This window comes from Wolbachia endosymbiont (group A) of Lypha dubia (assembly GCF_964028575.1).
Lineage (GTDB): Bacteria > Pseudomonadota > Alphaproteobacteria > Rickettsiales > Anaplasmataceae > Wolbachia > Wolbachia pipientis.
On the sequence record NZ_OZ034796.1, the window covers coordinates 1,161,399 to 1,186,903 of the forward strand.

General features: G+C 34.9%; 23 protein-coding genes and 1 pseudogene. 18 read left to right on the top strand and 6 right to left on the bottom strand.

The window, feature by feature from the left end:
- Positions 1-8: 8 nt before the first annotated feature.
- The 6 genes and pseudogenes from ABWU72_RS05865 (at position 9) to ABWU72_RS05890 (ending at position 6,716) form a co-directional block, all read left to right on the top strand.
- Positions 9-491 (top strand): IS630 family transposase, encoded by a 483-nt coding sequence (locus ABWU72_RS05865; protein ID WP_231115908.1) that lies wholly within the window; start codon positions 9-11, stop codon positions 489-491.
- A 231-nt stretch (positions 492-722) separates the two neighbouring features.
- Positions 723-938 (top strand): hypothetical protein, encoded by a 216-nt coding sequence (locus ABWU72_RS05870; RefSeq protein ID WP_187297708.1) that lies wholly within the window; start codon positions 723-725, stop codon positions 936-938.
- A 671-nt stretch (positions 939-1,609) separates the two neighbouring features.
- A complete protein-coding gene (locus tag ABWU72_RS05875; protein ID WP_353283966.1) occupies positions 1,610-4,213 on the top strand; it encodes an ankyrin repeat domain-containing protein in 2,604 nt (867 codons plus the stop codon).
- Positions 4,214-4,396: 183 nt separating this feature from the next.
- A pseudogene (locus tag ABWU72_RS05880) lies at positions 4,397-4,608 on the top strand (IS256 family transposase); the annotation flags it as partial.
- Between the two features lie 405 nt (positions 4,609-5,013).
- Positions 5,014-5,949 (top strand): ankyrin repeat domain-containing protein, encoded by a 936-nt coding sequence (locus ABWU72_RS05885; protein ID WP_264722791.1) that lies wholly within the window; start codon positions 5,014-5,016, stop codon positions 5,947-5,949.
- A gap of 104 nt (positions 5,950-6,053) precedes the next feature.
- On the top strand, positions 6,054-6,716 hold the full coding sequence (locus tag ABWU72_RS05890) for a hypothetical protein (protein ID WP_220468173.1): 663 nt from the start codon (positions 6,054-6,056) through the stop codon (positions 6,714-6,716).
- Here ABWU72_RS05890 and ABWU72_RS05895 read toward each other — a convergent pair.
- Positions 6,705-7,616, bottom strand: coding sequence for an Rpn family recombination-promoting nuclease/putative transposase (locus tag ABWU72_RS05895; protein WP_353283967.1), 912 nt, complete (start codon positions 7,614-7,616; stop codon positions 6,705-6,707). The genes ABWU72_RS05890 and ABWU72_RS05895 overlap by 12 nt on opposite strands.
- Before the next feature lie 579 nt (positions 7,617-8,195).
- Between ABWU72_RS05895 and ABWU72_RS05900 the strand changes: the two genes are divergently transcribed.
- From ABWU72_RS05900 to ABWU72_RS05950, 11 genes are all read left to right on the top strand, one after another.
- Positions 8,196-8,378: a transposase gene (locus tag ABWU72_RS05900; protein ID WP_265031869.1), complete on the top strand. Its 183-nt coding sequence runs from the start codon at positions 8,196-8,198 to the stop codon at positions 8,376-8,378.
- Between the two features lie 240 nt (positions 8,379-8,618).
- A complete protein-coding gene (locus ABWU72_RS05905) occupies positions 8,619-8,834 on the top strand; it encodes an IS3 family transposase (RefSeq protein ID WP_245836010.1) in 216 nt (71 codons plus the stop codon).
- Positions 8,835-8,918: 84 nt separating this feature from the next.
- Positions 8,919-9,083 carry a DDE-type integrase/transposase/recombinase gene (locus ABWU72_RS05910; protein WP_156768661.1) on the top strand — a complete coding sequence of 55 codons (165 nt, stop codon included), beginning with the start codon at positions 8,919-8,921 and terminating at the stop codon, positions 9,081-9,083.
- Positions 9,073-9,237 (top strand): IS3 family transposase, encoded by a 165-nt coding sequence (locus ABWU72_RS05915; protein WP_081600772.1) that lies wholly within the window; start codon positions 9,073-9,075, stop codon positions 9,235-9,237. Before ABWU72_RS05910 ends, ABWU72_RS05915 begins: the two co-directional genes overlap by 11 nt.
- 1,235 nt (positions 9,238-10,472) lie before the next feature.
- Positions 10,473-11,237 (top strand): cytochrome c oxidase subunit II, encoded by a 765-nt coding sequence (gene coxB, locus ABWU72_RS05920; RefSeq protein ID WP_012673173.1) that lies wholly within the window; start codon positions 10,473-10,475, stop codon positions 11,235-11,237.
- Positions 11,238-11,252: 15 nt separating this feature from the next.
- The gene (gene ctaD, locus ABWU72_RS05925) at positions 11,253-12,803 is read left to right on the top strand and encodes a cytochrome c oxidase subunit I (protein ID WP_213863580.1); all 1,551 of its coding nucleotides are present in this window, start codon (positions 11,253-11,255) and stop codon (positions 12,801-12,803) included.
- Position 12,804: 1 nt separating this feature from the next.
- Complete coding sequence (locus ABWU72_RS05930) at positions 12,805-13,692, top strand: heme o synthase (protein ID WP_155968887.1); 888 nt, start codon at positions 12,805-12,807, stop codon at positions 13,690-13,692.
- A 167-nt stretch (positions 13,693-13,859) separates the two neighbouring features.
- The gene (gene rnhA / locus ABWU72_RS05935) at positions 13,860-14,297 is read left to right on the top strand and encodes a ribonuclease HI (RefSeq protein ID WP_155968885.1); all 438 of its coding nucleotides are present in this window, start codon (positions 13,860-13,862) and stop codon (positions 14,295-14,297) included.
- Entirely contained in the window at positions 14,290-17,403 is a 3,114-nt protein-coding gene (locus tag ABWU72_RS05940; RefSeq protein WP_353283968.1) for an AsmA-like C-terminal domain-containing protein, read from the top strand. The genes rnhA and ABWU72_RS05940 overlap by 8 nt, the downstream gene beginning before the upstream one ends.
- Positions 17,404-17,735: 332 nt before the next feature.
- On the top strand, positions 17,736-18,083 hold the full coding sequence (locus ABWU72_RS05945; RefSeq protein ID WP_155968342.1) for an IS630 transposase-related protein: 348 nt from the start codon (positions 17,736-17,738) through the stop codon (positions 18,081-18,083).
- Positions 18,084-18,111: 28 nt separating this feature from the next.
- Positions 18,112-18,594, top strand: coding sequence for an IS630 family transposase (locus tag ABWU72_RS05950; protein WP_231115908.1), 483 nt, complete (start codon positions 18,112-18,114; stop codon positions 18,592-18,594).
- Positions 18,595-18,885: 291 nt separating this feature from the next.
- Here ABWU72_RS05950 and groL read toward each other — a convergent pair whose 3' ends face one another.
- Positions 18,886-20,535, bottom strand: a complete 1,650-nt coding sequence (groL, locus tag ABWU72_RS05955) for a chaperonin GroEL (protein ID WP_155968879.1) — start codon at positions 20,533-20,535, stop codon at positions 18,886-18,888.
- A 100-nt stretch (positions 20,536-20,635) separates the two neighbouring features.
- Positions 20,636-20,917, bottom strand: coding sequence for a co-chaperone GroES (locus ABWU72_RS05960; protein ID WP_353284063.1), 282 nt, complete (start codon positions 20,915-20,917; stop codon positions 20,636-20,638).
- Between the two features lie 186 nt (positions 20,918-21,103).
- Here ABWU72_RS05960 and ABWU72_RS05965 point away from each other — a divergent pair, with 186 nt between their 5' ends.
- Positions 21,104-21,910: a YgfZ/GcvT domain-containing protein gene (locus ABWU72_RS05965; protein ID WP_155968877.1), complete on the top strand. Its 807-nt coding sequence runs from the start codon at positions 21,104-21,106 to the stop codon at positions 21,908-21,910.
- An 897-nt stretch (positions 21,911-22,807) separates the two neighbouring features.
- On the opposite strand, the gene recJ is transcribed toward ABWU72_RS05965, so the two are convergent.
- Genes recJ through ABWU72_RS05980 form a run of 3 tightly spaced genes read right to left on the bottom strand, consistent with a single transcriptional unit; the run spans position 22,808 to position 25,019 of the window.
- Positions 22,808-24,547, bottom strand: coding sequence for a single-stranded-DNA-specific exonuclease RecJ (recJ, locus tag ABWU72_RS05970; protein ID WP_353283969.1), 1,740 nt, complete (start codon positions 24,545-24,547; stop codon positions 22,808-22,810).
- Positions 24,548-24,607: 60 nt separating this feature from the next.
- Positions 24,608-24,841 carry a hypothetical protein gene (locus tag ABWU72_RS05975; protein ID WP_010962507.1) on the bottom strand — a complete coding sequence of 78 codons (234 nt, stop codon included), beginning with the start codon at positions 24,839-24,841 and terminating at the stop codon, positions 24,608-24,610.
- Positions 24,810-25,019, bottom strand: a complete 210-nt coding sequence (locus ABWU72_RS05980) for a hypothetical protein (protein ID WP_213863577.1) — start codon at positions 25,017-25,019, stop codon at positions 24,810-24,812. Before ABWU72_RS05980 ends, ABWU72_RS05975 begins: the two co-directional genes overlap by 32 nt.
- Positions 25,020-25,505 lie beyond the last annotated feature (486 nt).

A 25,505-nucleotide genomic window follows, 5' to 3' on the forward strand; every position in this document is an offset into this window, starting at 1 on the left:
TCTCAAAAATAGACCATTCCAGCATCTTATATATAGATGAAGCAGGAGTTGATAATAGGTTATACCGAGAGTATGGACGTGCTCCAATAGGAAAGAAAATTTATGCAGATATTCCAGGAAGAAAACGAGAGAGAATCAGTATAATAGGCGGGTGGATTGGAAAGAGATTTATTGCACCAATGACTTTCAAAGGTGGGTGTGACAAAGAGGTATTCAATACATGGTTAGAGAAGATGTTATTACCTAAATTGCCACATGGTACTACAATAGTTATGGACAATGCCACATTCCATAAAACTCCCAAAACAAAGGAGTTAATAGATAATGCTAGATGCCGTTTGCTCTATCTACCAACATATTCACCAGATTTGAACCCTATAGAGCATTGTTGGAATACCATCAAAAGCCGCCTCAGACCTTTAATGCATAAATATACAGACTTACAACTTTTGGTTGGTAATACCATAATGGAAATTTATCACTCATTTTAGAAAATACTATAGTAACCACTATCATTCTTCCGGTCTTTTATATTTTCTAAATTTCTTAATTCTTTGGTCATATTAGATAACTCTGAATATTTTTCGGACAATTGAGCTCTCAATACTTGAGTTATAGTATTTAGAGCTTTGTTTTTAACTTCTAACCCCTCTATCTCTCTTTTATTTTCCAAAGCTAATTTGAATTTTTCACTCTCTAAAGCATAAGGCTTTTTATTCTGATTGATTACCTTATATGAAAGCGCAATTGCTACTGCAGAAAGTACAAATAAAGCAGCAGGTAACCTATACTTAAAGCTGCTACTGGAGCTAAAATGGAGTATAAGGAGCTATAGCGAAGATTCCAGATGCAAGCATGTAACAGTAGCAAGAGTACCAGTAAAGAAAAAGGGGAGATTAGGTTTGCTAAGTATATCTAACATCATTCCAAATAATTAACTTAAAAGGACTATATAAATTCTCAATACAACAAGCCTATACACATAATCATAAAGTAAGGTATAGCTACCTTTGACGAAAAGAGCACTGTAAAAGCCGCTGAAGTTTGCACAGTAAACCTGCATGTTCAGCAGAATAAACAAACACATGCCAGTATTAGTAGAGAATTATTTATAAATCAACTAACTTTTTCAAAAAATATTTTAGTGAAGATACTATGCTAGTTAGTGTTATAAAGAATTGAATTATTTACTCCTTCAAAAAAGGTCGTATATTTGTGAGAACAAGCAGCATAAAAATAAGGTTGTGAAAATAAAAGCTTGAAATTATCTGCAACAAAGTTAGGCGAGTTAGTTCGTATGTAAATTTAGCGAAAGCGAGCAAATCTAGCTAGTTTTAGCGTATAGTGAAATTATTATAAAGAAAAGTTCGCACAGAACAAGTGGTAGACCAACCGATTCCAAGAAAAATTGTTCTCACGCTTGCTGGTTTTGGGTGCTGGAAATGGTTATATTGTTTAGGTTTTTAACAGTATATATTGCTAAATTAGTAGCAATATATTAAAGACTTTCATCAAAAATTATTCCATAAAAAATTTCTAAATAGGGGTTGATAAGTTTTAAAAATGGAGTATTGTACTGAGTAGGAAAATAGTTTTTTTTATATAGTTTATGAAAGATCAAACGAGCCTTACAACGGATTTTACGCATGCTATAGAAAATGACGACTTTAAACGGTTGGAGGAATATATTGATCAACATATTGATAAATATAATGTTAATCGTGAACTTTTAGATAAGTTGCCTTTGCTGTCCTGGGCTGCCTGTAAAAATAGTGTAAATGTAGCTCAACTTCTTCTTAGTATTGGTGCTGATATTGACATTAGATGTGACCAAAATTGGACACCTCTACACTATGCTGTTAGTGCAGGTCAATACGATATGGTTAGATTTCTTGTTGATCAAGGTGCCAGCATTTTAGCTAAGGATAATAATGTTAAGACACCTTTACGCATAGTAAATGAGCTTGGTAACACAGAAGTAGCAAACTTTTTGAGAGCAAAGCTAGATAAATATTTATTTTCTGCTATAGAAAGAAAAGATATTAGAAAGGTTAGTGATTTTCTTGATGGAGGTGCTAATATTGAGGCTAAAGGTATAAACAATCAAACGCCTTTGTGTGTAGCTTCTTGTAAGGGTAATTTGTATGTCCTTAAACTTCTTCTCAGTAGAAATGCTAAGGTTAACGTTCAAGATGATAGTAGAAAAACACCTTTACATTATGCTGCTAGGGAAGGTCATTCAGATGTAGCTGAACTTCTTCTTGGCCGTGGTACTATGATTGATGCTGAAGACTGTTTTGGTATGGCTCCTCTACACTATGCTGCTTACCACAATAGAAAAAATATGGTTAGCTTTCTTATAAAACAAGATGCCAAAATTGAGGCCGTGGATAAAGAAGCTAAAACACCTTTACATTATGCTGCTGGGAAAGGTCATTTAGATGTAGCTGAACTTCTTCTTGACCGTGGTGCTATAATTGATGCTGAAGACCGTTTTGGTATGACTCCTCTACACTATGCTGCTTGCTACAATAGAGAGGATGTGGTTAGCTTTCTTATAAGCCGAGATGCTAAAGTTGAGGCCATGGATGAAGAAGATAAAACACCTTTACATTATGCTGCTGGGGAAGGTCATTTAGATGCAGCTAAACTTCTTCTTGACCATGATTCTATAATTAATGCTAAAGACCGTTTGGGTATAGCTCCTCTACACTATGCTGCTTACTACAATAGAGAGGGTATGGTTAGCTTTCTTATAAGCCAAGGTGCTAAAGTTGAGGCCATGGATGAAAAAGCTAGAACACCTTTACATTATGCTGCTAGGGAAGGTCATTTAGATGTAGCTAAACTTCTTCTTGAATGTGATGCTATAATTGATGCTAAGGACTGTTATGATCGGGATCCTTTATATTATGCTGATTCGTATAATAAATTAGATGTAGTTAGACTGCTTGAAGGTAGGAATGGTGTGAACACTTGTAACCCTCTTACTAATTTTTTAAGTGCATGTATCCATTCCCCTATTGCTCGTTACTTCGGAAGTGTTTGCGTAGAAGGAGCGCCAATTTTATACAGAAGGCAACGTGCCTCTGCAATTGATCACAATGCTTTGGAAGGTAGTTTACGACTCTTCAGTATCTGTAAAGGAGGAAGAGAAGGTATAGATAAAACACGTTTCAATAAAGAGATTAGTTATCTACATGAAAATGCTTATTTGTATGATGTTTTACTGTTACAAGATGAGGAAAATCAAAACACACTTTTGCATGTGGTTATTAAAGAAAATCAGGTTGATCTTGTAAAAGAACTTTTGTGTATTCTTAAGGAGCCATATCGTTCGAATAAGGTGTATGAGTGCAAGTATTTTGAAGGTAAGCAAGAAAATGAAAAGCCGCTTTCTAAAGTTATTAATTCTAAGGATAAAGACGGAAAAGATGCAATTACTCTGGCTATTGAAGGTAATGACCCAGAATGTATTTCGGCTCTTTTCAAGTATTTAACTTATGAAAATATTAACAGAAGGAAAGATGTTAAAAGCGATTACACACCTCTACATGAAGCTGTGCGTTCTAGAAGTAGTAACGCAATTAGTGCGCTTCTAAAATCAGAGCATGTAAACGTTGAGCTCATAGATGGAAGATCTTACAGAGCATGGAAATATGTTAATAATGAAGAAACAAAACAATTGTTTATTAGGTATTATAGTGATAAAATTAATGATTTGCGTAAAGAATTAGCACATTGCAATGAAAAATTAGCGCAAGTCGAGTATTTCCTGTGCAGAACAAAACTTGCTTTTGTATGCTCTGCAGCTTTTGGCTCTTGTCTTAATATGTATAAAAATTTTCATGATGCAAGAAGTGGAGATATGCCAGGTGTTACCATTCATCCTCTCTTGTTGTTATTTTCTAGTGCTACAGGTCTAATAGTGTTGTGTAATCATTTTATCGATTTAACACTTTCAAAGTATAAAGAAGAAAGTGTTAGCTTGCAAAAAAAATTGGACAGTTTTAGAGAAGCAAGAGATAAGTTGGAAAATAAATTACTTCATTTTCAAGAAGGTACATTTCAGGGTATTAGGACGAATTCAATTTCTACGCAACTATCTGATTACGATGACGTACCTGGAACATTAGAATCACCTACCTCTATAAAGAGCTTTGAAAGCTCAGCAAAGGTATCCGTTTATAACCTGCCTAAGGAATTTAAGTAGCCTAATTTAGTAAGTACATAGAAGTAATCATATTAAAGAAGATATTGGTTTTTGAAGTAAGAGGAGAAAGCTCACAATCTTTGCTCATGTGTCTAAATTGGAGAACCAAGAGAAAGTTTGTTCCACAATAGAGATGTTCAAAAAAGTGTGTCAAATCAAAAAGAAAGTAATAAATTGATATAAAAAGGTGAAATAGAAAACCACTTATTGGCTGAAAGTAAAGAAAATAATAGAAAAAATGGGAGAAATGCAAAGGCTTTACGTACAAGTGCCGATTCATTTAACACCAAGAGATAGAGAAGGAATCCCAAATAGTCAAAAAAAGGCAAACAAACTTACATTCAGGGCTTGAAACGAAGATTTTAAGCACATTTGCAAGACCAATCGATTTCCAAAAAAGTCTTCTCATGCTAGCTGGTTTTTATTGCTGAAAGTGGTTGTATTATTTAGGTTCTTAGTAATATTTAATATTAAATTAATAGTAATTCATTAAAAATTTTCATCAAAAATTATTTCAAAAAAATTTTAAATTAGGGGTTGACAAGTTTTAAAAGTGGAGTACTATTCCTGAAATACATTAGATTATTAATTTTTTATGGTATGTAAGTGTGTGATGGCTAAGGTAATTTTACTTTTGTGAGCGGGCTATGTTATGTGAGGGCATTCCAGAATTCTTGTTTGAGGGAAGATGGTCCTTTCTGTGTTGCTTGAGGAAAGAAAAAAGCTCAGGGTAAGAGTGGCTTGTTATAGCGTGATTGCTTAGTTAAGTTAGGTAAGTTTTTATAAATGTGGAGGGACAAATGACTTTAAACAATGATGATTTATTAGTTAGTGCTGCAGGAGCAGGACGCCTTAGTGACGTTAGAGAACTTCTTGAGAAAGGGGCTAATATTGAAGCTAGAGATAGTGATGGTTACACATCTTTGCATAGGGCTGCTGAAGGAGGTCATTTAGAGATAATTAGATTTCTTATAGATAAGGGGGCTAACATTGGAGCTAAAAATAAGGATGGTGGAAAACCTTTAGATGTAGCAAATACCTCTCGTCAGTCAGAAGTAGTAAACTTTTTAGGACCAAAGCAAAGTGAGTATGATAGACTTTTATTTGCTGCTGTAGAAAGTGGGAATGTTAGTGAAGTTACAAATCTTCTCAATATTGGAGCTAGTATTGAAGTTAAAGGTGTAGAAAATGCGGAGTTTAGGTTAGCCCGTTATGTAAAAAGAATTATGGAGATGAGTAATTACCATAATGTTCATTCGGAAAAAAAATCTGAGCTTGAAAGGATAAAAGGAGAATTACCAGAGTCAGTAAAGAATGCAGTATTTTCATCGGAGGTATGTATTAAAAGTGTTTACTATAGTAATGAGTATTTATATCCTGCTAGTGATTATCTTAGCCATGATAGGGATAGAAGGAGAGTATTTACTTGGAGGCCAGGGGGCAAAGATAGTTCATGTCAATGGAAATTTGAACCTGAAGGTAACAACATATATATAAAAAGCACTTATTTTAATGAGTATTTATATCCTGCTAGTGATTATCTTAGCCATGATAGGGATAGAAGGAGAGTATTTACTTGGAGGCCAGGGGCAAAGATAGTCCATGTCAATGGAAAATTGAGGATTGTGGATCTACTCGCAAGAAGCGTGATGTACAATATAGTATTACAAAAGAAGCTAAGTGTGATCTATCTTATGATAATGCATCAGACAATTCATCGCAAAGTGACGAAATAGGCTATAACAAAATAGGAGCTACAAGCGGAGCAAGTAAGCCGTCTTCATGGATAGATGCTGTTAAAGGTGTTTTTCAGTTTATCTCTTCCCCTTTAAGGGCTGCGTTGCCTTCATTTTCAGAAAATAGCTCTAGCCGTTCTGGTACAGCAGGAAGTAGCTCCAATCATTCTGATACAGTAAGAAACCCAAATATCCAATATACTAGCCAATTTAGTCGTGAAGTTTGTGCGAGTAATAATGCTAGCTTGATGTTTTTCTTGTTACAAGCTTTTCTAGATAAAAAGTGTCCTCTTCCTAAGTTTTCTGATGTTAATCCTGTAAAGGCTCTTTTTTACACATCGGATATTATAAAGTCGTTCAAGGAAGTATTAGAGAAGCAAGCTGAATCGAAAGGTGGTATAAAAATGCACCGCTTAGATATTAATTTTGAGAAATTATTTGAGAAGATTAATGAAAAAATTAGGAGTGGTGAATTTAATGAAATTTCAGGGATTTTAAAATCATACGCAGAGGAAGCATTGCCTGGTAGAGAACCCGGAGATCCCGGTAGATTAAGTCCGAAAAAGTTTGATAAGTTTATGGCTGAATTTAATAGAAGAATAGACCCAGTAATAAATCAATTAATGCAACAAATGTTAAGCAGATTAGAAGTGAGTGACGTAAAAGAACAACAAATAAGCTTGGAGCCTAAAAGTTATCTAAATAATACTTCTGTTCAATGTCATTTAACTCAAGCTAGAGGTCAAGGTAAAGTATTAATTCCTTAATTTTTGAATTTCATCTATCGAAAGGCCGGTAATTTGAGCGATAACATCAATAGAGACACCGGCCTTAAGTGAGTTCTTTGCCACTTCGATTTTCTCTGCTTTTCTGCCTTTTTCATGTCCGATTTGGATGCCTTCTTCTTTACCTTCTTCTCTACCTTTTGCAGTAGCATCATCAAGTTTTTGAGCGAGGACAGCCTGTTCATCAAGAATACGTTTTATTTCCTGTTCATAGGCAATAAATTCTTTTTCTGACCAGTTGAATCTATTTAGCTCTTCATAGGCCTTTTTAATTATTACATCACTACCTATTATTTTTTCCAGCTCTTCTTCACTAGTCTCATCTGCATATCGAAAAAAATAAACCCATTTTTCAACTATATTTTCCAACTGATCTTCCTTATTCTTTGGAAATTTTGGCAACTCAATAAATATAAAATAGAAATCTTTTAGATCATGCTCATTAGTGTCTTCATCTCGAATAGTATGCTTTGATTTGTACTCAGATTTATTAGGAAACAGTACACAATCTGCTATAGCAATGAAGATAATTTCCTTAAGGTTATGATACTGGTCACCTTTATCAGCTTGCCTTGAGTAAGCTTTAGCAGCATAGTATTGGGCACGTTTTTCAAAGCCTTTAGTTTTAGCGACCTGCATTTCGCAAATGTATTGAGCACCTGTAGAATCTCTACAGAGAACATCAACAATACTTTGCTTTTTAGCGGCGATATCGGGGTCTTGAATAGTACTTAAAAACTCTATATCCTTTATTTCATTTTTACCAGTAAAGCCAAGAATATCATTGAGGAAGTGAATAAGGATATCTCTATTTTTTTCAGTACCGAAGATACGCTTAAACGATACATCATTTTTGGGATCAAGAAACTTAGAAAAAGTCATAAGAAAGAACCTTAAAAAGCATTAATAATTATACACAATTCTGAAGAAATGTTCAAGTTTTTTATTTTTTTAAGTTTTGAATGCGTTGATGAAAAAAATGTCTCCCATAGATGGCTTTAGAATGCTACTACGCACCTTAGACGTCCTTTTGTACATCTTTTATTAACCCTTCTATAAAGCGCCTTAAAAGGCTGGCAAATGGATGCTATGAGTTTGGAGCTGTAGGAGACATCAAAGATACCCTTTTTGGTGTATAAAAATACGAATCTACGACAACATCGTTTAAAGAAATTAGCAGCTATTAATATCTTCTACCTTTTCATAAAAAAATAAACAAAAAAAAATTGAAAATTTGATTTGACTTCACCCAAAAGCTATGGCTTTATGCCAATACTGCTAAGAAAATAACAGTAAACATTTAAAAATAATTTATTATTAGTGAAGGGTATATTATATGAACAATAAGAATAAAAGTAAAGATCGTAAAAAAGAAATAGAGTTCCGAATTGACCTTACCAGAAAAAGTGGAGAGAAAGAAAGGAGTTTTTTTGGGTAAAATAAAATTTTGGAGGATTAGAAATGGCAAGAGAATATACGGCAGAATTCAAATTGGAAGCTGTTAAGCTGACAAATGAACAAAGAAAGGTAGGTCAACCAGTTGCAAAAGTAGCAAGAGATCTAGGAATAAGGGATAGTGTATTAGGAAAATGGATGAAGAAATATAACGAAAAAAGTCAGCGGCAAATGCATTTCCAGATGTAGCACCTTATGACAAAGAGAGATTTGATTTACAGAAAGAGTTAGCAAAAGTAACAAGAGAAAGAGACATTTTAAAAAAAGCCCTGGCCAGTCAAAAAGAGTAAAATATTTTTTTATATAGTAACTGCTATAAAGTACAGGAATTATGTAGGATTTTCTGCTAGTGGCTACTATAAGTGGACCACAAGAAAAATAAGCAGTAGAGAATCAGCAAATAAAGAGTTATTAGCAGATATTCAAAAAATATATCAAGCTTCTAAATGTAGATATGGAGCTCCTAAAATTCATGCTGAATTAAAGGCTTTGGGTAAAAGTTGCAACTTAAAAACAGTGCAAAGTATTATGCAGAAAAATGGTATTCAGGCTATATTGAGAAGAAAATTTAAAATTAAGAAACAACAAACGGACAGTAGCTCCCAATATATTAGACCAAAACTTTATTGTCGATCAACCAAATAAAGTATGGGATTACTTATATAAAAACCAAAGAAGGATGGCTATATTTGGCAACAATAATCGATCTATATTCACGCATGGTAGTTAATGAGCAGTTCAATAAATAAACAATTGGTTATGGACTCTTTATTAATGGCCGTTAACAAGCGTAAACCTGCCAAAAATCTACTATTACATAGTGATCAAGGTTCACAATATACTTCGCAAGGTTATCAATATCTCTTATCCATAAAAAACATAGATGAGTCATAAAGGTTGTTGTTACGACAATTCTGTTGTGGAAAGCTTCTTCAGTTCTCTAAAAAGGGAGTTACCAATAGACACCTCTCGGCACTCTAAACAGCATATCAAAACTGCTATATTTGAATATATAGAAATTTTTTATAACAAACAACGTCACTATTAACTATTGCATTCCAGAACAATTTGATGCATCATTCTTTTTGTAAAAAACATTCCAAACTTTCTCTCCACTTTTTCTGGGTAAGGTCATCATAGCATTAGTTAGATGCATTAGAATTGATCATGATGATGTACATATAATGTTTAGGTTTCAAGAACTTGCTCTGGAAATGCAAAAAAAAATGTTCAACATTATGTCGCGAGTCAAACTTAGGGTATTTGGCGTCTCATGTTTAATTTTTCGCACTACGTGCATCGCATGTCTTAAAAATTTCTGGGTTTTTACCTATATAAGCCGAAACGCGCTTATAAAGCGTTACAAGACATCAAAAAATGCCAATACTCGACAGAGATAGTAAAAGACTAGCTAACTCGGGGATTCTTTGTCTTTTTTTCTGCTTAGTAAATTTCTTAAACATTTGCAGCGTAGGTTAGTTGCAATTAAAAGCAGCTGAATTTCGTTTGTCAAGCGTTTAAAACATAAAAAACGCCAATATTTTAAAGCGGATAATAACCCCAGGGCTTCTTTTGCCTTTTTTTTTATTTGGTAAATTTCTTAATGTTTATGGCTAAACGACAATCGTCATCCCGCTACTTGTTAGCGGGATCTATGCTTTGAGATACTGCGAATGAATCGCGGTATGATGGTTAAGTAAGGGATCTATGCTAAGAGATGCCAAAGACCTTCATGAAACTTTGCCCATTTGGCTTCTCTAAAGATTTCGTTTACAGAATCTAGTAACTCAGCTATGCAGAATAAAAAAAGTTTGTATGGTATACAAATAGTGTGTTTTTTTTATAATTATTTTCTATAATACATAAACCTTTGGTCCAAGCTGTAAATGCCACCATAGGCATTAAAAGTTAATTAACAAACTGCAATGTATAATGAAATAAAGAAACTTGTAAGACTTTGATCTTACATATTATAAACTTGTCATAAAGTTTAATAGTGTCTGTTACTGCTTTTAGGTGTGAGGCTAGAGGGTTATTAGCAGTAACAGACACTATTAAACTTATTATAGAATTTACTTAAAGTAAATACTTAATTTAAAATATTATAATATTTTTACTTACAATAGATTTATGTAAATGCTTTTTTCCTCAATTAGTATTGTACTATTATACTTGTTGAATGCTAAAAAATTATTAACCATCACTAATCTCTATTTGCATAGTAAGTTTATATATACTATTATACAGTATATCACTTAGTTTTATAGCAAACAAACAAAAGATATGGTGAAGTTATTTGCACTATTGATAATATTTTACTCAAATATATCTGTTGCCTCTGCTCCTACTTCCTGGCAATTTGGATTTCCTGCTCCTGCAACTGAAGTAATGGAGGCTGTAGTTAGGTCACATTCGTTTGTGATGCTTGTGATGGTTACAATAATGCTTTTTGTGTGGGCGCTGCTTGCTTATATAGCGTTTCGCTTTCGTAAAAGCAAAGTAACAAACATAAGTAAAACTACCCATAGTGTTCCTTTAGAAATTATTTGGTTTGTTATACCAACTATCATTGTTGGAATATTAGCCTTTGAAAACGCTAAATTACTGAAGCTACAGGAAGAAATACCGAAAGCTGATATAACACTGAAAGTTATTGGCCATCAATGGTATTGGAGTTACCAATATCCAGAATATCAAGGTGTGTCATTTGATAGTTATATTAAGGGAAAAGAAGACTTTATCGAAGGAGATTTAAAGCTATTCTCTGTTGATAACAACATCGTTTTACCCATTAATACTAATGTTCGTTTACAAGTTACAGCAGGAGATGTGATACACAGCTGGGGAGTACCGGCTTTTGGTGTAAAAATTGATGCGATACCAGGTAGGCTGAATGAGGCGTGGTTTAATATCAAAAAGTCTGGTGTTTATTACGGGCAGTGCTATGAATTGTGTGGTCAAGGCCATGGATTTATGCCAATTGTTGTTGAAGCAGTAAGCAAAGAAGATTTTAATAAGTGGATTGAAAATAGAAAATTAGTGAGTTAAATTTGGAGTATAGATATGAGTGACGTACCAAGGGGCATAAAGCGTTGGTTGTTTTCCACTAATCATAAAGACATAGGGACACTGTACATTATTTTTTCCATATTAGCTGGAATTATTGGTGGATTATTATCGGTGATTATTCGCACTCAGCTAATGCACATTAATATACTTAACAATAACTATCAATTATATAACGTAATGGTTACAGGGCATGCGTTGATAATGGTGTTTTTTATGATAATGCCAGCCCTCATGGGAGGATTTGGTAACTGGTTTGTACCTCTCATGATTGGCGCACCAGATATGGCATTTCCTCGTATGAATAATTTAAGTTTTTGGTTATTAGTGTCATCTTTTATTTTGCTCATTCTCTCAGTGTTTATTGGTGAAGGTCCAGGTACAGGTTGGACTTTATATCCACCTTTATCACAGGTAATGTCCCATCCAAGTGCAGGAGTTGACATTGCTATACTTGCACTTCATGTTGCTGGTATGTCGTCAATTGTTGGGGCGATCAACTTTATAGTTACTATATTTAACATGCGTGCGAAAGGCATGTCGTTGACTAAGATGCCACTATTTGTTTGGTCTGTCTTGCTAACAGCATTTATGTTGATTGTTGCCTTACCGGTGCTTGCCGGTGCTATAACTATGCTTCTTACTGATCGCAATATTGGTACTTCCTTTTTTGATCCTGCAGGTGGTGGTGACCCTGTGTTATTTCAACATTTATTTTGGTTTTTTGGTCATCCAGAAGTTTACGTAATTATTTTTCCTGCATTTGGCATCATAAGTCAGGTTGTATCAACTTTTTCTCACAGACCTGTATTTGGTTACATAGGGATGGTTTATGCAATGATAGGTATAGCAGTATTTGGCTTTATGGTTTGGGCTCACCATATGTTCACTGTTGGGCTTAGTGCTGACGCTGCTGCATTTTTTAGCACTACCACAATTTTTATCGGTGTTATAACTGGTGTAAAAGTCTTTAGCTGGATTGCAACTATGTGGGGCGGAGCAATTGAGTTTAAAACCCCTATGCTATTTGCACTAGGTTTTATTTTTATGTTTGTTGGCGGTGGCATAACGGGAATAATTCTTTCTCATGGTGGAATAGATAAGCTCCTGCACGACACCTATTATGTTGTTGCTCACTTCCATTATGTCATGTCACTTGCTGCATTATTTGGAGCTTTTGCTGGCTTTTATTATTGGATTGGTAAAATGTCGGGTAAACAATATAATGAGCGCTTAGGTCAAATCCACTTTTGGCTTACTTTTATTAGCACCAATATCACTTTTTTACCTCAACATTTCTTAGGATTAGCTGGTATGCCAAGGCGTATACCTGATTATCCTGATGCGTTTATCCCTTGGAATTATATATCCTCAATTGGTTCGTATATGTCCTTTGTTTCAGTTATGTTTTTTGTGTTTATAGTTATACATCTTTTTAAATGGGGCAAGAAAGCTGGAGATAATCCTTGGGGAGGTGACACCTTGGAATGGACGGTATCTTCACCACCGCCTTTTCATACTTTCGAAAAACCACCAGTGGTAAAATAGAATGTACACAAGTGTTTTGCTAAATGTTGAATCAACAATACTGGATTTTTGGCGTTTGCTGAAGCCAAGGATAATGTATCTTGTGGTATTTACTGCAGTTGCTGGTATGGTTACTGCACCAGGTAGTATGCACCCTTTTCTAGCACTAATATCTCTTATATGTGTTGCTCTTGGCTCAGGATCTGCAGGTGCTATAAATATGTGGTATGACAGAGACATAGATCTGCTCATGGAAAGGACAAAAAACCGCCCTATACCCTCAGGTAGAGTTTCTGCAGAAAGTGCGCTTGAATTTGGTATAACTCTTGGAATATTGTCAGTATTTATCATGGCAATAGCAGTAAACTATATTTCTGCTGCTTTGCTTGCTGTTAGCATATTATTTTACGTTTTCATATATACAATTTGGCTAAAAAGGCGTACTCCGCAGAATATCGTTATCGGTGGTGCAGCAGGTGCTTTCCCTCCAATGATTGGCTGGGCAGCTGTGACTAATTCTGTAAGTTGGGAAAGTTTCATTTTATTTTTAGTAATTTTTATGTGGACTCCACCACACTTTTGGGCCCTATCTTTAAATAAGTCTGAAGACTATGCAAAGGCATCAATTCCAATGTTCAATATTGTTTATGGTCCGGAAAAAACAAGAAAATATATATTAATTTATAGTGTTTTGCTGGTGCTAACTAGCTTGCTTCCGGCTCTATTTTTGAAAAAGGCTTTACTTTATCTAAGCATGGCAACCTTTGAAGGTTGCGTTTTTATTTGGTACGCTGTATCTGTTATGAAGTTCAAGAATCACAGCTCACAGAAAAAAATGTTTTCTTATTCAATTTCTTATCTATTTTCCCTATTCGCCAGTATTATTTTTTGTTCTATTGATTTATTTTAGTTATGAAAGAACGGCAGAAGCATAAAAACTATTTTTTACTTTTCCTTTTGGTAATGCTCGTTGTCACACTTTTTTTTGTTTCTATAATAAAATTTAAAGTAAACTACCTTTAGAAATTGTGCTTTCATAAAAGCAACTATATACTTTATTAATTCATATAGTTAAAGATGAATAAAAAGGAAGTGATAATATACACGGATGGAGCGTGTTCTGGTAATCCTGGAGCGGGAGGATGGGCAGCTATCATATTATTTCAAGATTACAGAAAAGACATTTATGGTAGAGAAGAAAATACCACAAACAATAAAATGGAGTTAACAGCGGTGATCAATGGGCTGAAAGTATTGAAATTTTCTTGTAATATTAATTTATATACGGATAGTCTTTATGTTAAGCATGGCATAACAGAATGGATAAATAAGTGGAAAATGAATGGCTGGAAAACAAGTAATAAAAAATCAGTAAAAAATATGGAATTGTGGAAAGAGCTAGACAACGTTGCTTCACAACACGAAATTGATTGGAAGTGGGTTAAAGCACACAGTGGCGATAAGTATAATGAGGAGGCTGATAGTTTAGCAAGAAAAGCAATAATCGATGCTTAAAAAAATTACTATATTATTTTCCGTAGCTTTATTATTCATATTGTGCTTCTTTATTTTTTTTAAGCCTTTAGAAATCAATATTAATTATATTGATTTTTATGTTAAACATAAAATATCAAAAATATTTGTTGGCTCAAGCGTTAATATGGAGAATACCTCAGTTGTTTGGCAGAAAGATGGCAAAGATCCGTATTTAGTCATTACGGATTTGGCAATAGCAAACCCTAATTTTACTATAAAAGTTCCTGAGCTTTTTGTACATTTTAAGTTAAGTTCCTTATTTAAAGCTAGCACAAATCTCTCTCAGGTTTCAGCTGATAATGTGCATGTATGTATCAAGAGAGAAGAAACTAATGTTAATCCGCAAAACTCATTAGACCTTTTGGATAATCATTATTTAAGTAGTAACCGCCTTCCTTCGGTGTCATTCCAGCGCGTGACGCTGGAATCTAGAAAAAAAGAAACAAGTAGTCAAGCTACTTGGATGACAAGGACGAGTGCTGGGATGACAGGAAAAAAAGATACTGGGATGACAGGGAAGAATTTCAAGATGACAGAAAGTAGTGCAAAAAATCTATTAAAAACAATAAGGGAATTTTTTTTTGACTTAAATGCGGATTCAAAAATTGAATTTACTAACATCGCTATTGATAAAAGCACAGAAGATGAATTTTTTATTGATAAATTATATATAGGGAAGGGGGAAGATTTTAATGTTTTAGATATTCATGTGAATACAAAAGATGGAAAGGGATTTTTGGATGATTTATCAATTACGATAAAAAATCGCAACAATTTGCTAAATGTGTACGGGACATTTTATGATCTAAAATTGGGACTATTGAGCAAGTTTTCTACATTAGTTAAAAGCTACAATTTGGACAAAAATATAGGATTCAAAGGAAGCTTCTCAGTGAAAATTAATAAAAAGGATGAAATTGTAGATGGAAATATATACGTATTAAATACAGAAAATTATTTGAACAAAAATTTGGCCTTAACTAATGTAAATATAAATTTAACATATAGTAATGGAATTATTAGTGTAAAAAACTTCCATTTTAAGTTAAATGACACGTATCTCTCTTTAATAGGCAAAATGAACTTTGGTACAAGTCATGCTTTGCTTAGAATTAATATTAGTAAGTTTGCTGCAAAGGATTTATGTACTTATATACCAGATAGTGTAGTAAATAGTAAATTTAAAAGCTGGTATTGTGATAATATTGATGGGGATGTTTTAAATACCATTATAAGTTTCAATGGCAAATTGGTTGATGGCGATCTGTCAGACATTGTAATTGTTGCTGATATAGAAAACGGTAGCGTAAAATTTGATGAAGATTTTGAGCAAGTAAAGGAATTAAAGGGTGATTTGATCATCAAGAATAACGATCTTAAAATTACTGTAAATAGCGCTAAATTTCAGAGTTTCACTATTAATGGCGGTGATATTGAAATGAAATCTCTCAATAAGGAAAATTCAGTTCTAACCATTAATGGCCAAGCTGTAAGTGATGCTTATGGTTTATATGAGCCTATAAGATTTAAGCTGGATGATGTAGTGAAGGTTGAAAGGGATAAAGTAAGTGGAATGGCAAAATCTGTATTCAGTTTTCGCATTTTTAATCTAAATGCTGATGACAAAAAAGTAGATTTTTCGGCCAATTTTCATTCTGAAATTGACAATTTGGCTATCTATAATGCAAGTCTTGGTAAATATGATATTAAGCTTAGTTTTGGCAGTGACTTTATAGATTTAAATGGTAGTGGTATGGTAAATAACACACAGCTATTATTTGACCTGAAAAGTAGCAATAGGAATGAAAGTTTCGCCTGGAATTTGACCGGAGATTTACCCGCTCAAATACTTAATTTTGATAGTGGCTATGTCAGTGCAAATTTAGAGTCAGTGATAAATCAAGATAAGACGGGGTATGTTAATGGTGATATAGATTTATCAGAGCTTGAATCACGTTCAAGCTACTTAGGGTGGAAAAATCGTTTTGAAGATCACAATAAAATTTTGTTTTCTACAAGGTTAAAAGGAGCAGGTGAATTGTTAATAGACAAATTAGATGTTGTAGGAAATGACCTAGATATAAAATTCAGCGGAAGAGTAGAAAATGGAAATTTATATTTAAATTCTAGTAGCTTTAAATTGCCTGATAATGATTTTAGTATAGAAATTGAATCAGGTAAGGAGAAAAATGCCATAACTATTTATGGTGAGGAAATTAACTTAAGTGATATTTTAGGCTTGCTTGGCAAAAACAGTAATGGATTAAATAAAGATATAGAGATTAGTATGAATGTTGACAATGTAATTATGAAAGAAGGCATCGTTATCAAAAATGCTAAGCTGAATGTAACCTGTACTAAAGGTAATTGCAATGGAAGTCAATTTACAGGGCAGTTTCTGGAAGATAGCAGCAACATACTAGCAGAATACAGTGGAATAGGGCTCGAAATATATGCGGATAATTCAGGTATGCTTTTGCGTTCCTTAGGCATTAGTAAATCAATTAAAAACGGCAAATTGTCTTTTTATCTCTCTCCTCAGAGAGAAAGTGGAGAACATTATGGTACGTTATCCATTAGCAATTTCTACATCAAAGATGCTCCACTACTTACTACTTTATTGTCGATGTCTTCATTGCCTGGCATTGTAAATGCCATAAAAAATGAAGGTGTATACTTTTACAAATGTAATGCACCTTTTTCATACAAAGATGGCACTATTGAAATTGAAGAATCTTGGCTTGAAGGGGCGGAGTTAGGTATTAGCACTGGTGGTAAGCTCGATATTAGAAATTATAAATTCCAGGTTGCAGGACAAGTAATACCAGCATATTCAATTAATAAATCTTTGTTAAAAATTCCTATAATTGGAAAACTTCTTACTGGTGGGAAAAGTAGGGGAATCGTTTCAATAGACTATAAAGCAAGTGGTGATGACAAAAACAATAACGTATCTGTTGATCTTATCTCTTCGCTAACTCCAAACCTATTAAAGAGGTTATTGGGAGTGTTTGATCGCATTATGACAAAAACTAACGAAAGTGGCTTAAAAGGTGGTGTGAAAAAGAAATTCGGTTCGATATGACCAAAAGGGAAGTTATTTAACAAAATTATGGACAAAAATGCAAGAATTTCAGAATGATCTACCTGGTTTTTTATTTAGTTGTTTAAGTAATACCACTCCCTTTAACCTCTCTATATTTGCTGAACAACTAAAAAGGGTAGGGGGGTGGTTGTAAATTGTATCTGTTCAGCAGAGTGGCAAAATAAGGTAGACGAGAAAAGACAACTATAGGAACAAATGGGTGTCATGCCAGTGCGTGACACTGGTTTCCATCCAAAAGGGTGTCATTCCAGTGTCAGCTATAGTACTTCCCAAAGTAAATGATAAAGGTATAATAAGCTATTTGAGTTATAATGGCGTATAGTGTGGATTTAAGGGAAAGGGCAGTATCGATGATAGAAAAAGGGAAGTCAAAGGTTGAGGTGGCAGAGCTTTTGGAGATAGGAATAGCAACTCTGTACCGCTGGTTAAGAAAGAAAGCCGCTGGTGAAAGCCTAAGGCCATCGAAAAACGGCAGCTTTATTCGAAAAATAGACCCAAAAATACTCGAAGAATATGTTAAAAAGAATCCAGATCATACGCTGGCAGAGATGAAACAAAATCTTGGATTTGGAATAAATTCAATTTGGTATAGGCTGAAACAGCTAAGAATTACTTTAAAAAAAAGTTACACTATATCAAGAGCGCAATCAAGAAGATAGGCAGCGATTTACCGATAAAATCTCAAAAATAGACCATTCCAGCATCTTATATATAGATGAAGCAGGAGTTGATAATAGGTTATACCGAGAGTATGGACGTGCTCCAATAGGAAAGAAAATTTATGCAGATATTCCAGGAAGAAAACGAGAGAGAATCAGTATAATAGGCGGGTGGATTGGAAAGAGATTTATTGCACCAATGACTTTCAAAGGTGGGTGTGACAAAGAGGTATTCAATACATGGTTAGAGAAGATGTTATTACCTAAATTGCCACATGGTACTACAATAGTTATGGACAATGCCACATTCCATAAAACTCCCAAAACAAAGGAGTTAATAGATAATGCTAGATGCCGTTTGCTCTATCTACCAACATATTCACCAGATTTGAACCCTATAGAGCATTGTTGGAATACCATCAAAAGCCGCCTCAGACCTTTAATGCATAAATATACAGACTTACAACTTTTGGTTGGTAATACCATAATGGAAATTTATCATTCATTTTAGAAAATACTATACTTTCATGACATCGTTTACTATGTGCCATATTGTAATGTTCGTACAGTTGTGGAATGAATCGCGGTATGACGTGTTGCTTGGGTCAGCTATAGTATAAATATACTAGGGGTTATAGTTTTCTTATGCTGCCTTTTGTTATTAGACAACCACAATATAAAGGAGTGAAACGGATGCAAACAGTAGTGCATTTCTGCACCAAACGTATTACCTTTAACGAATAGTAAAATGTGAGATTTTTTGGAACTACCGTGGAGCAATTGCTCCACGGTTTCATTCTACTTAGAATCCACCCATGCCACTCATTTCTCCTGCACCCATAGGAGATGAAGCATTTTCTTTGCTTGGTACATCAACTATCATAGATTCAGTAGTTATCAGCACACTCGCAACAGATACCGCTGTTTCAAAAGCAATACGCACCACTTTTGCTGGATCAATCACACCAGCTGTAAATGCATTAGCGTAATTCATAGCCTCAACGTTGTATATAAGCTCTTTATCATTCTGCTTAATCAAATAGTCAATTATAACAGCAGATTCAAGACCAGCATTTTTGACTAACCTTCTAATTGGAGCACTGAGAACTTTCTTGATAATGTTTATGCCTATTTGTTCCTCGTCACTTGCACCTTTTAATTTGTCGAGAACAGATGAAGCATAAAGAAGCGCAACTCCACCACCTGGAACTATACCTTCTTCAATTGCAGCTCTTGTTGCATGCAGCGCATCTTCGACTCTATCTCTACGTTCTTTAACTTCCACTTCAGTTGCTCCACCAACTTTGAGCACAGCAACGCCACCTGATAATTTCGCTAAACGTTCTCTTAGCTTTTCTTTATCATAATCAGAAGTTGAAGTTTCAATTTGAGATTTAATCTGCTCGATTCTAGCTTTCACACTGTCAGAATCGCTATTTTCGCTGACAACTGTGGTATTATCTTTAGTAATTTTAACATTTTTAGCCGTACCAAGATCATCAAGCGTGAGATCTTCCATCTTGATTCCAAGTTCATCTTTTATGACGTACTTAGCACCAGTTAAAGTTGCTATGTCTTCGAGCATCTCCTTTCTTCTGTCACCAAAACCTGGAGCTTTTACTGCAGCAACTTTTAAACCACCACGCAATTTATTGATAACTAAAGTGCTTAATGCTTCACCTTCGATATCCTCTGCAATAATAACCAAAGGTTTACCAGATTTAACAATAGCTTCAAGAATAGGAAGTAAAGGTTGAATAATATTTAATTTTTTCTCTGTAATTAATAGATAAGGATTATCAAGCTCCACGATCATTTTTTCATTATTTGTAATAAAATACGGAGAGAGATAACCGCGATCAAATTGCATGCCAGTAGTCAGCTCAACTTCTAACTCTTTTGAACCTTTACTCTCTTCAACAGTTATTACACCCTCTTTTCCAACTTTTTTCACGGAATCAGCGATACTGTTACCTATATCCTTATCACCATTTGCAGAGATTATTGCAACTTGTGCCACTTCGTCTATTTTCTCTAGAGAAATTGTACGAGACATTGACGCAATTTCCTTTAATATTACATCTTTTGCCTTCTGTATTCCGTTTTTAATACCAACACGATCGTTTCCAGCAGCAATTGATTTTGAAGCTTCCATTATCATGTTGCTAGTTAGTATTGAGCACGTTGTTGTACCATCACCAACTTTATCGTTACATTGAGAACAACTTTGTGCAAAGATGCTTGCTATTACAGCGTTTAATGGTTTTTCAGGCTTGATACCCTTCATCACCTTATAACCATCTTTTGTAATTTCTGGTGCTCCATAGGGCTTATTAATCCCTACTGTTTTTCCTCTAGGTCCCGCAGTTATTGCTACCGTTGAATCCACTATTGCTGCGACTTCACGAAAGGCTTCTTGCAACTGCTCACCTGATACTACTACATTAGTCATTTTTATCACCTCTTGTTAATAAAAAATTTAGAAAACTATAATAAAACCATTTACAATGCGCTATGTTGCGCTTTGTTTCAGTTTAGTAAAATAAAGACTGCTACTTAATGACAGCAAGTATATCGGATTCCTTCATCACGATAAGCTTCTCATTATTATGTTCTATTTCTGTACCAGCCCATTGGCGATAGAACACTTTATCACCAGCTTTCACAGTTAAAGTTACGCGTTCGCCACTTAAATTGCGTGAACCTTCACCAATTGCTATAACTTCACCTTTAGTAGGTTTCTTTTCAGCACTTGATGGAAGCACAATTCCACCTTGCTTTTCTTCGCTAATAGGCTTGATCAGCACGCTATCATCTAATACATTTAAACTTATACTTGACATTTGTTTTTCCTCATCAACAAATTAACTTATAAGTTTATATATATATACTCGTAAGTTAGATTTCAAGGGCTGGAGCTTGTAAAATATGCACGCCATTATAAAATATGCACGCCAAAAGCAGTTTCTAAAAGAGCCTAATGTTATATAATAAAATTTAGATTTATTTATAGAGATTTCATGAGTTATATACCATTTTTAAGTCGTGGTGTGATAGTGCTATATGGGCCTGACACTAGAGATTTTCTGCAGGGTATTATAACCAATGATATTAATAAGTTGGATAGCCAAAAAGCCATTTACTCTTTATTGCTTAGCCCTCAGGGAAAATATCTATATGATTTTTTTCTTATTGAATATGGTAAATACACCCTCTTGGAGTGCGAAAACATGCACTTGCAGCAAATAATCGAGAAACTGGATTTGCTTAAAACTTATTTGAAAGTGAAAATTAAAGACGTTAGCGCACTATATAAGGTTGGAGTTTTGTTTAATACTAAATTGGCGGAGTGTAGTGGTAAGTCACAAGTTATTTTTCAAGATCCAAGGCACAAGCTGCTAGGAATGAGGATCATACATAAAGATGAAATAAAAGAGCCGGTTGGGGATTTTACTCAGTATGAAAAAGTCAGAATTCAAAATCTCGTTCCAGATGGAGCGAAAGATATGGTGCAGAATTCATCGTTTCCGCTGCAATTTTTAATCGATAAAGTAAACGGTATAAGCTTTAATAAGGGGTGTTATATAGGTCAGGAAGTTGTAAATCGAATGAGCAGACAAGAAATATTCAGAAGAAAACTTTACCTTGTTGAGGGGGATAACGCACTTCCAGATATTGGCACTAAAGTGACAAATGAAAACAATGAGGAAATAGGGGAACTGCGCTCTAGTGTAGACAACATTGGATTTGCATTGCTTAATACTGGAAAGAGCCATGCAAATTTATATGCAGATGGAGTTAGGTGCGTTAAGACGTTGAAGTCTTAAGGTAGCGCATATAGAAACGAAAAACTTGCTTGACAAACTCCGCCAGCCCCCTTATCATGGTATTGAAGGTATTCAGTTATCTTCATCTGTGCAGATTAAACAGCAAGAAAACAACGTAGTTGGCGTCTTATTTTTAATTTTTTGCACTATGTGCACCTTATGTCTTCACAACATTTCTGGGTTTTTACCTATATAAGCTGAAACGCGCTTATAAGTCGTTTAAGACAGTATAGTACGCCAATTTGCAGGATTAGAGAGTGACAACTAGCTAACACGGGGTTTCTTTTGCCTTTTTTTCTGCTTAGTAAATTTCTTAAACATTTGCAGCGTAGGTTAGTTGCATTCAAAAGCAGCTAAATTGCAGTGTTTAAGACTTAAAAACGCCAATACTGAAAATAGACAATGACTAGGGTTTCTTTTGCCTTTTTTTTCATTTGGTAAATTTTTTAATGTTTATGGCTAAACGACAACCGTCATCCCGCTGCTTGTTAGCGGGATCTCTTGTTAGCGCCGCGGCGGTATGACGGTTCGTGGCGGCGTGACGATAAGCTCGTCATACCGCTGCTTGTTAGCGGGATCTAGAGATACCGCGAATGAATCGCGGTATGACGGTTCGCGGCGGTATGACGGTTCGCAGTGGCATGACGATAAGCTCGTCATCCCGCTACTTGTTAGCGGCTAAGAGATACCGCGAATGAATCGCGGTATGACGGTTAAGTAGGGTGTCATCCCAGTGTCACGCACTGGGATGACATTATAGGAGCACTGGGATGACACCCTCTTGGATGGAAATCAGTGTCAGATAATTTCATGACACCAGTTGTTGTAAACTCACTTTTTCTCGATTTTTTGGTTTATCTTGTCTACCTATTTTGCCACTCTGCTGAACAGATACACTCAACTAATGGTCAATACATCTTCTATTAAAAATTGTACAAATTCATTGCCATTCCAGTAATTCATAGAGATTTTACCCAAAATAGCTTTAACATTACCCTGCATGATAGCAGAGCCAAGATGAGTATTTGCAGAACGAAATGCAATAGCTCTTACCATAACATTATCATCAGCAATAAAACATTTTATATGGTCAACTCCTATAACTTCAGGCTTTCTTATCTTTGCTCCTTGGATAATAAACCTTGGTTCAGGATTTCCAACTCCAAGTGGTCCCAAGCGTTGCAATTGATTCCATAAAGACAAATTTATTGCTTTAGCAGTTACTATACTATCAGCTTTTAAAGTTTTCTCATTTATAGAGTTTGAAAATCTTTCAGTAAAAAAATCATGCAAATCATTTATTTTGTCTTCTTTAATTGAAAATCCTGCCGCCATACTATGGCCACCACCTTCAATAATCAAATTTATAAACTTTGCGGAAAGGACTGCAGCACCGATATCAACTCCCAAAATTGATCTACAGCTTGCTTTTCCTATTCCATTATTTAAAGATATCACTACTGTTGGCAAGTGAAACTGCTCCTTTAGCCTTGATGCAATTATACCAATTATTCCCTGGTGCCAATTGCCACTTATCATTATAAAATTCGCACCTGATTGGGCAGACTTTTCCGCTTGTGCTGTAGCTTCCAAGAGAGCCTCATTTTCTAACACTTTTCTTGCATTATTCAAATCTATTAATTTTAGCGCGATTGAATGTGCCTCTTCATCATCATCGGTGGAAAGCAACCTTGCACCAAGCGATGCTTCTCCAATTCTTCCTCCAGCATTTATGCATGGCCCAATACTAAACCCTAATCGAGAAACACTTGGTTTTTCAAGGATTCCCAAAGCATCAAATAAAACACGCAAGCCAACGTTTTTTCTTGTTGACATAACTTTTAATCCTTGTGAGACAAGTGCTCTATTGAGGCCTGTGATCTGCATAACATCACAGACAGTTCCCAGGGCAACCAAATCCAACAGATCAAATAAATCTGGTTCTTTTTTGTTGGTAAAAAATCCTTGCTCACGTAGGCTTTTATTAAGAGCAACAATTAGCAGAAATGACACTCCAACTGCTGCTAGGTTATTATAAGGAGAGCTCTCATCAAGGCGGTTTGGATTCACAATTGCTACGGCGCTTGGTAATTTTTCCGTACCAAGGTGATGGTCAACAACTATAATATCAAGACCAAAAGCCTTTGCATCTTCTATTGGTTGATATGCAAGCGTACCACAATCAACGGAAATACATAAATCAATTCCATTCTTTTTAAGTTGTAATAAAGCATCTGTGTTTAATCCATAACCCTCATCAACACGATCTGGAATGTAGATTATAGAGTGTATATCGATTGCTCTCAGGTACCTGTTAATCAATGCTGACGACGTTGCACCATCAACATCATAGTCACCAAATATTGCAAGGTTTTCATCATTTTTTATTGCCCGTATTATACGAGAAACAGCTTTATCCATATCAAGAAGGTGAAAGGGATCTGGTAATAGCGATCTGATTAGTGGATATAAGAAGTCGCTTGCATTTTCTATGTTAACACCACGAGTAACCAATATTCTTGCTAATATTTCTGGTAACTCAAATCTCTGTGTAAGAGTTAAGATTTGCCTTTGATCTGCTTCTTGCAACTTCCACAATGCATTTGTTATGCTGCGCTTTTCAATTTCAAGTAGCATATTCTTTCTTTGTAAATAAAACTACTTTACCAGAATTTTTAAGCTTGTTCTATAATTGTATTAGACTTCTGCATAACCTAAACTAAGTAGAAAAAAGGTATCATCTAAGTAGCTGACACTGGTCTCCATCCAAGAGGGCAGTAGCCCCTTCGGTGTCATTCCAGCGCGTGACCAGGTCTTTTTAGCTATCATAGGATGACAGAAGCAGACACTCCACTTTGTCGTTCCAGTGCCTCCTTTTTTTGTCATTCCAGTGCCTTGACTATTTGGATCCAGGAAAAAGAATGGTGTCATCCGAGTAGCCTCCCTCTCCTGTCATCCCAGTGCTCCTTTTTTTGTCATCCGAGTAGCTGACACTGGGATCCAGGAATTTTATTAAGTTGGTAAGCATAAAAGTGTTATGTAAAATACAACGTTCTTGATGGGATTGCGTGAAATGCTGGATCCCAGTGTCTGGGCACTGGGATGACAAAGGAGGACAGTGTCAGCTACTCGGATGACAAAAAAAGGAGCACTGGAATGACATCATCCTTTTTTTGGGGTTCCAGCGTCACGCGCTACCTTCCGTATAAATATTAAAAAATTTACCAAATGAAAAAAAAGGCAAAAGAAGCCCCGTGGTTGGCTAATTACTTACATTATACTTTCAAGTATGGCGTTTTTTTATTCTAAACGCTTAATAACCGCGATTTAGTTGCTTTTAAGCCGCAACTAATCTAAATTATAAACATTAAGAAATTTACTAAACAGAAAAAAAGGCAAAAGAAACCCTAGGGTAGCTAGTTATTCACTATCGATTTTTTAAATCGGCGTTTTTTGATGTTTTAAATGCTTTATAAGCGCATTTCAGCTTATATTAGGTAAAAACCTAGAAATTTTATAAAGACATAAGGTGCACATAGTGCAAAAAATTAAACATGGGACGCCAGATACGTGAGTTTTTTTGTCATTTAATCTG

Excerpts from the sequence above, each read along its gene's own strand:
- ABWU72_RS05875 (WP_353283966.1), top strand. The coding sequence starts at position 1,610 with ATGAAAGATCAAACGAGCCTTACAACGGATTTTACGCATGCTATAGAA.
- ABWU72_RS05930 (WP_155968887.1), top strand. The coding sequence starts at position 12,805 with ATGTACACAAGTGTTTTGCTAAATGTTGAATCAACAATACTGGATTTT.
- ctaD (WP_213863580.1), top strand. The coding sequence starts at position 11,253 with ATGAGTGACGTACCAAGGGGCATAAAGCGTTGGTTGTTTTCCACTAAT.
- rnhA (WP_155968885.1), top strand. The coding sequence starts at position 13,860 with ATGAATAAAAAGGAAGTGATAATATACACGGATGGAGCGTGTTCTGGT.
- ABWU72_RS05895 (WP_353283967.1), bottom strand. The coding sequence starts at position 7,616 with ATGACTTTTTCTAAGTTTCTTGATCCCAAAAATGATGTATCGTTTAAG.
- ABWU72_RS05975 (WP_010962507.1), bottom strand. The coding sequence starts at position 24,841 with ATGACACCATTCTTTTTCCTGGATCCAAATAGTCAAGGCACTGGAATG.
- ABWU72_RS05945 (WP_155968342.1), top strand. The coding sequence starts at position 17,736 with ATGGCGTATAGTGTGGATTTAAGGGAAAGGGCAGTATCGATGATAGAA.
- ABWU72_RS05940 (WP_353283968.1), top strand. The coding sequence starts at position 14,290 with ATGCTTAAAAAAATTACTATATTATTTTCCGTAGCTTTATTATTCATA.
- groL (WP_155968879.1), bottom strand. The coding sequence starts at position 20,535 with ATGACTAATGTAGTAGTATCAGGTGAGCAGTTGCAAGAAGCCTTTCGT.
- coxB (WP_012673173.1), top strand. The coding sequence starts at position 10,473 with ATGGTGAAGTTATTTGCACTATTGATAATATTTTACTCAAATATATCT.
- ABWU72_RS05965 (WP_155968877.1), top strand. The coding sequence starts at position 21,104 with ATGAGTTATATACCATTTTTAAGTCGTGGTGTGATAGTGCTATATGGG.
- ABWU72_RS05915 (WP_081600772.1), top strand. The coding sequence starts at position 9,073 with ATGAGTCATAAAGGTTGTTGTTACGACAATTCTGTTGTGGAAAGCTTC.
- ABWU72_RS05910 (WP_156768661.1), top strand. The coding sequence starts at position 8,919 with ATGAGCAGTTCAATAAATAAACAATTGGTTATGGACTCTTTATTAATG.
- ABWU72_RS05900 (WP_265031869.1), top strand. The coding sequence starts at position 8,196 with ATGGCAAGAGAATATACGGCAGAATTCAAATTGGAAGCTGTTAAGCTG.
- ABWU72_RS05885 (WP_264722791.1), top strand. The coding sequence starts at position 5,014 with ATGACTTTAAACAATGATGATTTATTAGTTAGTGCTGCAGGAGCAGGA.
- recJ (WP_353283969.1), bottom strand. The coding sequence starts at position 24,547 with ATGCTACTTGAAATTGAAAAGCGCAGCATAACAAATGCATTGTGGAAG.